The organism is Dubosiella newyorkensis (genome assembly GCF_001945605.1).
Classification (GTDB): Bacteria; Bacillota_I; Bacilli_A; order Erysipelotrichales; family Erysipelotrichaceae; genus Dubosiella; species Dubosiella newyorkensis.
The window spans coordinates 21,919-33,005 of record NZ_MPKA01000102.1 but is presented as its reverse complement, the minus strand read 5'-3'; the positions used below and the strand labels follow the sequence as shown (position 1 = coordinate 33,005).

9 protein-coding genes are annotated in these 11,087 nt (G+C 45.8%); 1 reads left to right on the top strand and 8 read right to left on the bottom strand.

The window, feature by feature from the left end; genetic code table 11:
- Positions 1-26 precede the first annotated feature (26 nt).
- Complete coding sequence (locus tag BO225_RS10430) at positions 27-1,295, top strand: helix-turn-helix domain-containing protein (RefSeq protein ID WP_076342157.1); 1,269 nt, start codon at positions 27-29, stop codon at positions 1,293-1,295.
- A 54-nt stretch (positions 1,296-1,349) separates the two neighbouring features.
- Here the strand turns inward: BO225_RS10430 and BO225_RS10425 are convergent, their stop codons facing one another.
- From BO225_RS10425 to BO225_RS10390, 8 genes are all read right to left on the bottom strand, one after another.
- Entirely contained in the window at positions 1,350-2,009 is a 660-nt protein-coding gene (locus BO225_RS10425; RefSeq protein ID WP_076342156.1) for a Type 1 glutamine amidotransferase-like domain-containing protein, read from the bottom strand.
- Between the two features lie 39 nt (positions 2,010-2,048).
- The gene (locus BO225_RS10420) at positions 2,049-2,642 is read right to left on the bottom strand and encodes a hypothetical protein (protein ID WP_076342155.1); all 594 of its coding nucleotides are present in this window, start codon (positions 2,640-2,642) and stop codon (positions 2,049-2,051) included.
- An 85-nt stretch (positions 2,643-2,727) separates the two neighbouring features.
- Complete coding sequence (gene gatB / locus BO225_RS10415; protein ID WP_076342154.1) at positions 2,728-4,152, bottom strand: Asp-tRNA(Asn)/Glu-tRNA(Gln) amidotransferase subunit GatB; 1,425 nt, start codon at positions 4,150-4,152, stop codon at positions 2,728-2,730.
- The gene (locus BO225_RS10410) at positions 4,149-5,531 is read right to left on the bottom strand and encodes an amidase family protein (RefSeq protein WP_076342153.1); all 1,383 of its coding nucleotides are present in this window, start codon (positions 5,529-5,531) and stop codon (positions 4,149-4,151) included. Before BO225_RS10410 ends, gatB begins: the two co-directional genes overlap by 4 nt.
- 1 nt (position 5,532) lies before the next feature.
- A complete protein-coding gene (gatC, locus tag BO225_RS10405) occupies positions 5,533-5,850 on the bottom strand; it encodes an Asp-tRNA(Asn)/Glu-tRNA(Gln) amidotransferase subunit GatC (RefSeq protein WP_419185481.1) in 318 nt (105 codons plus the stop codon).
- Positions 5,841-6,920, bottom strand: a complete 1,080-nt coding sequence (locus BO225_RS10400; protein ID WP_076342152.1) for a CamS family sex pheromone protein — start codon at positions 6,918-6,920, stop codon at positions 5,841-5,843. Before BO225_RS10400 ends, gatC begins: the two co-directional genes overlap by 10 nt.
- On the bottom strand, positions 6,904-8,898 hold the full coding sequence (ligA, locus tag BO225_RS10395) for an NAD-dependent DNA ligase LigA (RefSeq protein ID WP_076342151.1): 1,995 nt from the start codon (positions 8,896-8,898) through the stop codon (positions 6,904-6,906). Before ligA ends, BO225_RS10400 begins: the two co-directional genes overlap by 17 nt.
- A 4-nt stretch (positions 8,899-8,902) precedes the next feature.
- Positions 8,903-11,032, bottom strand: coding sequence for an ATP-dependent helicase (locus tag BO225_RS10390; protein WP_076342150.1), 2,130 nt, complete (start codon positions 11,030-11,032; stop codon positions 8,903-8,905).
- Between the last annotated feature and the right edge of the window lie 55 nt (positions 11,033-11,087).

Genomic DNA, 11,087 nt, shown 5'->3' with positions numbered 1-11,087 from the left:
TGAAAAGAAATGGAGTTTGATAGAAAATGTTCGATTATTCAAGGTTTTACCGTATTTATACCCAACATTTAAGAAAATATTATGAAGTTTCTCAACAAAACCTGGCCAAAGCCATTCAAATCCCGAATAGTTCTTTGAGCAAAATCGAGGCTGGGAAGCAGGAAATAGATGAAAAAACTTTCAAAAAGGTGATTGATTTCTTTGAAAAAATTGATGAGGATTTCCGCTTTTCGTTTGATCCGGATCTTATTGAAGAAGTTGAGTCCTGGATCAGGAAAAGTGTCCATGCTTTTTTGATGATGACTTATGAATCCATGGCTTATGAAATAAAACCAATCCTGGATAATTCAAAATATCTCCATTCGTTTGCTTATTTCCATATACAGCTGTTACAGGGACTTTACGATAATTTTCTAGATATAGACTGCATGGAACAAATTAAGGAACTGATTGATTCCGATTATTTTCAAGATCATTATCATTTAGCCGTCCTATATGATTTATATGGAGTTTCGATTTATTCGATGGATAAAAAAGTCTTGAAAACACAAATACAAGCTTTGCATACCGCATTGAGCTACTGCAACTCGATCGATTCGCAAAACTTAAAAGGTCTGATCTTATATCATTTGATTTTAAAACAAAAAATCGCCGGCAATTTCACTGCTTCTCTTGAACATAGCGATGAATGTGAACATAACCTCCAAAAAGCAGGCGCATATCGCCGACTTATTCATGCCAAATTAAATAAAGGAAACATATATGCGGAATTGCATCTCTACACACTGGCGGAAAAATTATATCGGGAACTCGAATTAAGCCAATCACAAATTGATGAAAAGAATATTCGTCCAAGAACATATGAATCTTATTCGTGGTGTTCGCTTATCCAAGAAAATAATGAAATCGCTCTTTTGCAAGCCAAAAAAGCTAAAAAAGCCGGCAGCAAGTTTACAGATATCTATATCACCTTAGCCTACGCAAACTATAAACTTGGAAATCTTGAAGAAGCCCGTCAATCCATCCTCGAATTCCGCGCTCTTTTTTCATCCAGTCCACGAACAGACTTTATCCAGCAGTTTTTCGTTCTACTTGAAAAAAGAATCGAAAACAAGCTGCTTCCTGCTCTTCTTATTGAACGCCTCTTAAATCAACTGCCTGATTTCCGTGATGTTGAACTCGAAATGATCCTCTATCCGTTCTTGACTGCGTATTATCGATCGATCGAGGACTATAAAAACGCTTCGATGATCCAAGCCTGCTGGATCCAATATCTTCAGTTTTCCCAAACATAAAAAGCGTGTTGATCACAAACACGCTTCCATTTTTTAATGAAGAAACCTCAAAACTCATTCAAACAAATCGACTTTACCAAAACACGTGATCCCCGTTTCCTCTACGATCAAACCACCCTTCTCATAGATCGCATAGACTGGCTTTTTCTTTTCCTCTAAGACACGCTTGATCGAAGCAAGCTGCGTCTTCGTTTGATCATAATGCACTTCGATATCAAAATCGTTTTGATACGCTAAGCCACGTTCATAAGAAAAACTTGGATAATCTGGATCTGGACTAATATGATATTCATCCAGCTGGATCATCGCGCCCGCGCTATAGCCAATAATGACTCCATCAAATTGCTGGAGCGCTTTTTTAAGCTTCTTCTCTTTGATCCGCTTCATCATCAGATCAGGCGCCCCTCCCGTAAACAAAACAAGATCCGCGCTTTCGATCTTTTCCTTCATCGCTTCCTTCGAGTCTTGAAAATAGTTGATCCAAGAAATATCTTCATCCTTGATCCCATATTTAAAAAAGACATCGTGATTGGCGCGATACCAGATCCCGCTCCCCTTTTGGTATTGCTTGTTCCAATCCGCTTGGGTTTTCGTGTCGTCAAAAAACGAGAGCGCCACCACACACACTTTCATATTCGGCTTGATATACCGCCTCAAGATTGGAAAGCACCACGCCTCGTCGATCATACTCGTATTCATCAAAATATTGACCATGCATCTTACTCCTATCAAAAAAAAGAGCGCACACGCTCTTTAGCCTCGTACGATCTGATTAACGAGGTCTTGATCCTTTGGCTGGCTAAGAATATCCACCACTCTCTCCCCCGCGCCCGTTTTCGTGATCTTGATATAGATCTGGCTCTCTTGAGGATGCGCCTCATCCACCAAGTAATTATACCCATCCACTTCAAGATCATACATCTTGCCATTCTCGTTGTTGGTAAAATATTGCTCGATCGGAAGGATCTGGGCGATCCGGTTATACGCGTCCTCCACGATCGCGTTGACACTATCCTGACTCGCGTCATCCGCAATATTCAAATGCGCGCGAAGCGTCGCCGACTTCAAATCGACACTCACGCCTTCCACGCCCCCGATCTCGCTCAAGCTTTGCTGGATCTGATTGAGCTGATCCTCGCTGATCTTCGGATCGATATCGCCCCGATCAAAGCGCGAGCCGATCACTGGCTGATTTTGCTGGCCCATGCTCGTGATCAGCACGTACCCCACAAGAACACAAGGGATCGCGATAATGATCAACGTCAGCCAGACAAGCTTATGACCTTGCTTGACCTTCTGCGACTTGGGCGCTTTGACCTTTTTCTTTATCTTTTTCAATTCAGGCATAAAAAACCTCCTCAAACGAATTCAAACTCTCTAGTTATCATACCACGAAAAAAGCGGAAACCAAACGCTTTCCGCCTTACAACCTTTATCGTTTTTGAAGCTGCTCACGAATAAGTTCATTCGTCTTCTTAGGATTCGCCTTTCCTTTCGAAGCTTTCATGACCTGACCGACCAAGAAGCCGATCGCGCGATCCTTTCCATTTTTATAGTCCGCGATCGATTGCGGATTGGCATCCAAAACAGAATCGACGATCGCCAACAAAGCCGAATCATCCGACATCTGCTCCATGCCCTCCTCTTGAATGACTTGAAGAGGATCTTTTCCTTCCATCATCTTTTCGAAGACGCTCTTTCCTTGCTTTCCGCTGATCTTGCCCGACTGGATCACTTCGATCAAACTCGAAAGATAGCTAGCCGGCACAGGCATTGCGTCAAACTTTCGATTGTGCTTGTTCATCCAAGCCGAAAGATCGCCAAGCACCCAATTGGCCGCCTTTTTACCATCTTTTGTCGTCTTCATCACTTCTTCATAGAAATCCGCCATATCTCGATCCGCCACAAGCGTGGAAGCATCGTACTCATTCAACCCAAACGAATCCATGAACCTCTCGATCCTTGCATCCGGAAGCTCTTCCAAAGAATTTTGGATCGACTCGATCCACGCGGAATCCAGCTGGATCGGAAAAATATTCGGCTCCGGAAAATACTTATAATCGACCGTGCCTTCTTTTTTACGCATCAAGACTGTCGTCTTGCTCGCCTCGTCAAAACGCCTCGTGGCCTGCTCCACTTTTTCGCCCGCATCCAAAAGCGCGCTTTGACGCTCGATCTCCGCCTGCACCGCCTTTTGCACATTCGAAATCGAATTCAAGTTTTTGACCTCGACCTTCGTGCCCAGCTTTTCAGGATCGTCGCTCAAAGAAATATTCACATCGCAACGCATGCTTCCCTCTTCCATCTTCACATCCGAAACATTCAAGTAAAACAAGATCTTGCGAAGCGTCTCCACATAGGCTGCCGCCTCTTTGGCCGAATGCATATCTGGCTTAGAAACGATCTCGATCAAAGGAACCCCAGCCCGATTGAAATCAATATACGTCCCCGTCTCTTTATGGAACTGCTTAGCCGTGTCCTCTTCCATATGGATCCGCTCCAAGCCGACTTTTTTCGTTTCTCCATCGACTTCGATCTCTACATACCCGTCTTTTCCGATCGGATAAAATTGCTGCGTGATCTGAAACCCTTTAGGAAGATCGGAATAATAATAGTTTTTACGATCAAAACGAACGAGCGGATCAATCGTGCAATGCGTGCCCGTGCACGCTTTGATCGCTAAAGCGACCGCCTCCTTGTTCACACACGGAAGCGTTCCAGGATGCCCTAAGTCGATCTCGTTGACACTTGTATTCGCCACTTCCCCAAACGAGACAGGAGCGCTCGAAAACATTTTCGTTTTCGTCTTCAATTCACAATGGATCTCGATCCCGATCGTCACATCATACTGACTCATGCTCTCACCTCTTTTACTTGTCCTGCCAACCCTGTGCACTCCTCAATGCCGTCCGCCAAATCAAACATCGTTTCTTCTTCAAACGGCCTGCACGTCAAATTCACAGCAAAAGGAAGCCCATCCTCAAAGCCTAAAGGAAGCGTCATCGAAGGATAGCCAGAAAAATTACCCAACTGCATATGATCTTCCGCGAACGAAGCTTCTTGAAAGCGTAAATCGCTGCTCTCCTTGATCTTTGGCGCGAGGGTAGGCGCCGCGATCGCCAACAAACCATCAATATCTTTGAACAAATCAGCATACGCCCTCACGAGCAGACGACGAATCTTCTGCGCCTTTCTAAAAAGCTTATCTTGATTTTCTTCAAACAACGAATATGAACCGATCACAAAACGAGCCCGCACATAACTTGAAAAGCCAGCCGTTCTCGAATTCGTCATGACCGCGTCCACGCTTTCGCCATTTTCACGACGCCCAAACCGGATCCCATCCAAATTCGAATGGTTCGCGGTCGCTTCGGCATTGGCGATCGTCCGATACACCGGCGCGATCAAATTCATATATTGTTCTGGCATCCTCTTTTCAACAAGGATCGCCCCTTTGGCGCGAAGCTTTTCCTCCAACTGTTCAAAACCTGCCTTGATGATCGGATCTTTCACTTCCTCGTTGACCGTTTTAAAAATTCCGATCCGCTTCCCTTCTAGATCCGCGTTCAAAAGCTGAGAATATTCTAAAACTTCTTCATACGAAGAAGTCATATCGTGATCGTCTCGTCCAGCAAGCACTTCCAACGCCAAAGCGGCATCCGCCACATTCGTCGTAAAATACCCCACCGTATCCAATGAACTCGCGTAAGGAATGATCCCATACCGAGAAATACGGCCATACGTTGGCTTCACACCAACCACACCCGTATAGGCCGCAGGCTTACGGATCGAATCCCCCGTATCGGTCCCGATCGAAAGAGGAACGATCCCGCTGGCGACAACGACCGCGCATCCTCCCGAACTTCCTCCTGAAATCCGATCTAGATCGTATGGATTATGCACAGGCCCTGTCAAAGCGTTTCGATTCGTTCCGCCCATTCCAAGCTCGTCCATGCTCGCTTTCGCCACAATAGAAGCCCCCGCTTCTTTGAGTTTTTTTACGATTGTCGCATCATACACAGGCACATAATTTTCTAAGATCTTGCTTGAAGCCGTCGTCAAATGCCCTTTCGTGTTGATGTTGTCTTTCAAAACAACAGGCACTCCAGCTAGTTTCCCTTCGCTTTTCGAAGGCTCTTTTTCCTCATAGATACTTACGAGCGCGTTCAAAGCCGCTTGGCTTTCTTTCAATTGATCGCGCGCTTCCTGAAAGCTTTTTTGCTCATGGATCTTCATCTTACTTCACCACCTTTGGTACATGCACGTGTCCCATTCGAACATCAGCCGCGTTTTCCAACGCGTCCTTTTGCGAAAGCACTTCCTCGACTTGATCTTCCCGTAAAAAAACCGTTGGCGCCTCGAACGGATAGACCATCGGCTCGATCCCGTCCGTATCGATACTTTCGAAAAGCCGTTCTTGTTTTTCCACTTCGATAAAGTCGCGCTTGAGCGCTTCGATCTCTTCGTCATTCAAATCAAAACGCAAATCATTGGCTAGCTTTTTAAAATACTCATTGCTGAATTTTTCCAAAATGATCCCTCTTTCTATATCCATGTCATTTCTTCGACACTATCTTGCCCTTTGCTTCGACGAAGCAAGGCATAGACGCGTCCATCGTTGATCACTTCCACATCGTATTGCACATCGATCGGAGAAAAATGCTTCATCCCCTCTTTGGCGGCCTGGATCACCGCCAAGATCTCGCCGACACTTTTTCCATGACTCGTGATCGTCAAATCGAGCTTCGTGCATTTTCCACTCTCGAATTTGGCTTCTCCGCTCACAAAAGTCGCGTCCGGCAAAATATGGAGCAGATCCGCTTTATACGCGTTGAACTCGCTGGCCATATTAGGATCAAGCTCTGAAAAAGAAGAGCCAGGAACGATCACATGCTCTTGTGAAAGCGCCTTGAACGAGCTTGAATTGCCATTGTAGTAGCCTTCATACACGTAGCCTCCTTTCGAGGAAGACATCGCGTCCGAATTCAGCTCATAGGCCGCGATCAAGATCGGCACGCGATTCGTGATCTCGTTGAAACGCTCCTTCATATAGGTCGCCAGCTTGTTCGATGTCACTTCAAGATACGCCTGCATTTTTTCAGGCGTGATCTCATAGTCTTGATTATTGTATACGATTTTATCATTGACGACTAGCGAAAGCGCGATCCCATCGAGCTGATCGTCTTTATAAAAATCAAGCTCGTAAATGTCCACGAGAATGACGCCCCCTTTGACGATCCCATTTCCAGTGTCAAAATCCTCGTTTGAATTGGGATTCAAGCCATTCGGGTTGCCATCTCTCAATGTTCCTAAAAGTCCTCGCGAGCCATCGGTCGCATCCAGCTCGTCGTAATTGAGAAACGAATGGACCCGATACGTCACAGAATTTGGGGGAAAATGTTCTTTCGCAAGATCCATCAAGCCACTCTCTACTTCGGTGCGCACATCCGCGTCGCTGATCAAAGAAACATGTTTGACCCGCGTATCGCTGCTCACAAAAGGAGTAGCTGCCTGATACGTCATCGTCGAGCGGTCTTGCGAATCTTTGGGATTTAAGACCGTACAGCCGCTAAGAGAGAAAAGAAGACAAGAAGCAAGAAGAATTCGCTCAATCTTTTTCATCATGTTCGATCTCCTTTAAAAATTGTTCTTCGCTCATCAGCGGAATCTCGAGCTCCCTAGCTTTGGCAAGCTTGCTTCCCGCGTCCTCTCCATAAATCACTAGATCGGTCTTTTTAGAAACCGAACCCGCAAGATCGGCCCCTAAGCTTTCTAAGATCGCTTTCGCCTCGTTTCGAGGCATCGCTAGCTTTCCAGTCAGCACGACTTTTTTCGCGGTGAAAAAGCTTTCCTTTTGAACCCGCTCTTCTTGTTCCATATTCAAGCCTTCGCGTTTGAGAAAATCGATCAGCTCTTGATTTTCTTTTTCTTTAAAGTAGGCCTTGATGCTTTGGGCGGTGATCGGTCCGATGAACTTGATCGCGGAAAGTTCTTCTTCGCTAGCCGCCATCAAGTTGTCCATGCTTAAAAAATGGTCCGCCAAGATCGTGGCTGCTTTTTTCCCGACAAGTCGGATCCCCAAGCCAAACAACAAATTGGCTAGCGGCCTCTTTTTGCTTTCTTCAATATTAGCCAACAGCTTATCGACTCCTTTTTGAGAGTAGCCTTTTCTTTCGAGCAGCTCTTCTTTATGTTGGTGAAGGCGATAAATATCCTCCAGTGTATTGAGATAATGCCAATCGTGGAGCTGGATGATCTTTTTATCGCCCAAAGAATCAATGTCCATCGCTTCTCTTGAGGCGAAGTGGATCATGCTTTCGACAATGCGGGCCGGACAATCGGGATTGATGCAGAAATGCTCCGCCTCACCTTCTAGCCGGACAAGCTTGCTGTGGCAAACAGGACAATGCTTAGGAAATTTATACTCTTCAAGCTCCTTTTCTCGTCGATCTTTCAAGCTTTCCACGACTTCTGGAATGATATCGCCCGCCTTATGGATGACGACGATATCGCCGATCCGCAAATCTTTTTGCCTGATCATATCTTCGTTATGAAGCGTGGCCGCCGAAACAAGCGTTCCAGCTACACGAACAGGTTCTAAGACCGCATTCGGCGTGATCCTTCCTGTCCGACCTACGCTCAAAGTAATATCGAGCAAGCGGGTCGTGACTTCTTCGGCTGGGAATTTATAGGCGGTCGCATACCGCGGCGCTTTGGCCGTGATTCCTAGGCTTCTTTGCGCCGCTAGGTCGTTGAGCTTAATGACCATCCCATCGATTTCATAAGGAAGCGCGCTTCGTTTGGACGCCATTTCTTGAATAAAGGTCCAGATCTCTTCCGCGCTCTTGCATACACGATACGTCTCGTTGACCCTAAACCCTAGCTGTTTCATCGCTTCTAAACTTTCTTGCTGACTCTTGATGCCATAATCCATCGCGTTTTGGAAATAATACCAATACGCGTCGAGCTTGCGTTTTTTGGCAATATTGGAGTCGAGATTGCGGATCGTGCCGGCCGCCGCGTTTCTTGGATTGGCGAAGAGCGGCAAATGGAGCGTTTCCTGCAGCTCGTTGAGCAGCTCGAAACTCTTTTTAGGCATATAGACTTCGCCTCGCACTTCCACAGGTCCTTTTTCTTCAATGTAGAGCGGGATGCTCTGGATCATTTTGACATTGTTGGAGACATCTTCGCCCACGCTTCCATCGCCTCGAGTCACGGCTCTTACAAAGCGGCCGTGTTCATACAAGAGCGACATGGCAAGTCCATCGTATTTGCATTCGACGACAAACTCGGGGTTAGGCACTTGTTTTTGAATGCGGGCGACAAAGTCTTCGATCTCTTCTTTGTTGAAGACATTGGACAAAGAAAGCATCCGCTGGGCGTGGACGACTTTTTCAAATCCTTTCAAGACGCTGCCGATGATGCGCTGGCTTGGCGAATTGGGATCATACAATTCTGGATGTTTTTCTTCAAGAGCGATCAGCTCCTGCATCAGGCGGTCGTATTCTTGATCGCTCACGCTGGGGGCGTCGTTAATATAATACTCGATCGCATATTTTTCGAGTTGTTTTCTAAGTTGTTCAATTCTTTTTTCTTCTGTCATACTTTTATCCTTTTTGCAGCGAAGCGTGCCTTAGGTCGATCTTTTTCAGCCCATATTTCTTGGAAAAAGCGATCGTTCCGATCGTGCCATTGATCTCAATGAGCACGCCTTCTCCATATACAGAATGACTCACGAGATCTCCCGCCCGATATTTGACCGGTTTTTTATGCATTTTGAACGAGGCCTCATTGCTCAAGGTCTCTTCTTGCTCGTCTTCTTCGCTATTAGGCAACTCCTTTAAAAAACGCGAGGGTGTTTTGGGCCCTTCGAGCATGAAGCTATACCCATTGTTCCAGCTCAAAAACAAATGCTTTTTCGCGCGCGTCATAGCGACATACATCAAGCGCCTTTCTTCTTCGAGGCCTGCTCGTCCGTTTTCATTGATCGCTCTTTCATTTGGGAAGATTCCTTCATTAAGATTCGTGACGAATACCGTTGAAAATTCTAGACCTTTTGCGGCATGGACCGTCATTAAATTGACGGCGTCTTCTTGCTCGTCTTGGCTCTTTTCGGTAAAGAGCGCCACGTTTTGCAAATACGTCTCTAACGTAAGGTCTTGATCGGTTTCCATGGCTTGATGGATATCTTCTTTGAGTTCTAGAACGTTTTCGATGCGCTCGTCTTCTTCTTTTTCTTCGAGCATTTCTTTATAGCCGCTTTTTTCGAACACGAAATCGAAGAAATCGAGCAAGTCCATACTTTCCCTAGCTTCTTTGAACGATTCGATCAAAGCGTGAAACTTATTCAGCTTTGTTTGGGTCGCTTTCGATACAGAAGGAACTGCCTGCAAGGCTTCATACATATTTTCGCCTTTCAGGATCGCTTCGTCTTCGAGCTTTTCAAGCGTGGTGGCGCCAATACCGCGCTTTGGCATATTGATCACCCGCTTCAAAGAGAGGTCTAAGGCGAGTTGTTTTGGATCCATTTCTTCACTGTGGGCGCATAGGCGTAAATACGAAAGCATGTCTTTGATTTCTTGGCGTTCGTAAAATCGAATGCCGCCAAAGATCCTATAGGGGATCCCTACGCTTCGAAATGTTTTTTCAAAGGAGCGCGACAAATAATTGGAGCGATACAAGATCGCGAATTGGTGGTAGGGCGTCCCTTTCTTATGGTCTTCGACGATTTTTTTTGCGATATAGATCGGCTCTTGGCTTTCTTCGAGCGCTTCATAGCGTTCGATCGGTTCTTCGCCTGGTGCGTTGGTGAACAAGTCTTTTTTGATGCGGTCTTTATTATTGGCGATCAAGGCGTTGCTCGCTTCCAGGATCGGTTTTGTGGAGCGATAGTTTTCGTTGAGAATGATCGTTTTGCACGGTTTAAAGTCTTGATCGAAGCGCAAGATGATCTCAATCGAAGCGCCCCTCCACGTATAGATCGTCTGGTCTGGATCGCCAACTACACATAGACGAGCATCTTCGGAACAGATTTGTTTGATGATCGAATATTGGATCGGATCGACGTCTTGGAATTCATCGACATGAATATAGTCGAGGCGCTCCTTCCATTTTTTGGCGACTTCGGGCATGGTTTTAAGAAGCCGGTTGGCTTCGATGAGCAGATCGTCAAAGTCCATGGCGCGCATTTCTTTGCGCTCTTTTTCATAGGCTTCATACAGTTGGGCGTATTGTTTTTGTTCCTTGCCTTGAGCAAGCCGCTGAGCCATTTCGACAGGAACGTCCGCGGATTTATTGTTGGATATATAAGCGATGAGAGAATTGGCAGGGATCTCATCGTTTTTAATGTGTTTGATTTTATAGAGTTTTTTGATCACGGTCTTTTGATCGTCGCGGTCCATGATCGTAAACGATTTTGGATAGTCGATCAAGTGTGCGTCTTCCCTTAAGATGCGGACGCATAAGGCGTGGATCGTTGATATTTTTACTTTCTGAGCGTCTTCGCCAAGCTCTTTAGAAAGTCGTTCTTTCATTTCATTGGCTGCTTTGTTCGTAAAGGTGATGGCCATGATCCGCCATGGAAGGATGCCGACTTCATTGACGAGGTAGGCGATGCGGGCCATCAAGACGCGTGTCTTGCCGCTTCCGGCTCCTGCGATGATCCGGACATGTTGATCGATCGTGGTGGCCGCTTCTCTTTGCGGCGCGTTTAAATTTTGTAAACTAGATTCCATCATTTCTATCACCTTGTACCATTTTAACATAATTTGCATCTATGCTTCTGTTTTGTTT

Coding starts and splice junctions, on each gene's coding strand:
- BO225_RS10400 (WP_076342152.1), bottom strand. CDS start 6,920: ATGATGAAAAAGATTGAGCGAATTCTTCTTGCTTCTTGTCTTCTTTTC.
- gatC (WP_419185481.1), bottom strand. CDS start 5,850: ATGGATATAGAAAGAGGGATCATTTTGGAAAAATTCAGCAATGAGTAT.
- BO225_RS10425 (WP_076342156.1), bottom strand. CDS start 2,009: ATGGTCAATATTTTGATGAATACGAGTATGATCGACGAGGCGTGGTGC.
- BO225_RS10410 (WP_076342153.1), bottom strand. CDS start 5,531: ATGAAGATCCATGAGCAAAAAAGCTTTCAGGAAGCGCGCGATCAATTG.
- BO225_RS10420 (WP_076342155.1), bottom strand. CDS start 2,642: ATGCCTGAATTGAAAAAGATAAAGAAAAAGGTCAAAGCGCCCAAGTCG.
- gatB (WP_076342154.1), bottom strand. CDS start 4,152: ATGAGTCAGTATGATGTGACGATCGGGATCGAGATCCATTGTGAATTG.
- ligA (WP_076342151.1), bottom strand. CDS start 8,898: ATGACAGAAGAAAAAAGAATTGAACAACTTAGAAAACAACTCGAAAAA.
- BO225_RS10390 (WP_076342150.1), bottom strand. CDS start 11,032: ATGATGGAATCTAGTTTACAAAATTTAAACGCGCCGCAAAGAGAAGCG.
- BO225_RS10430 (WP_076342157.1), top strand. CDS start 27: ATGTTCGATTATTCAAGGTTTTACCGTATTTATACCCAACATTTAAGA.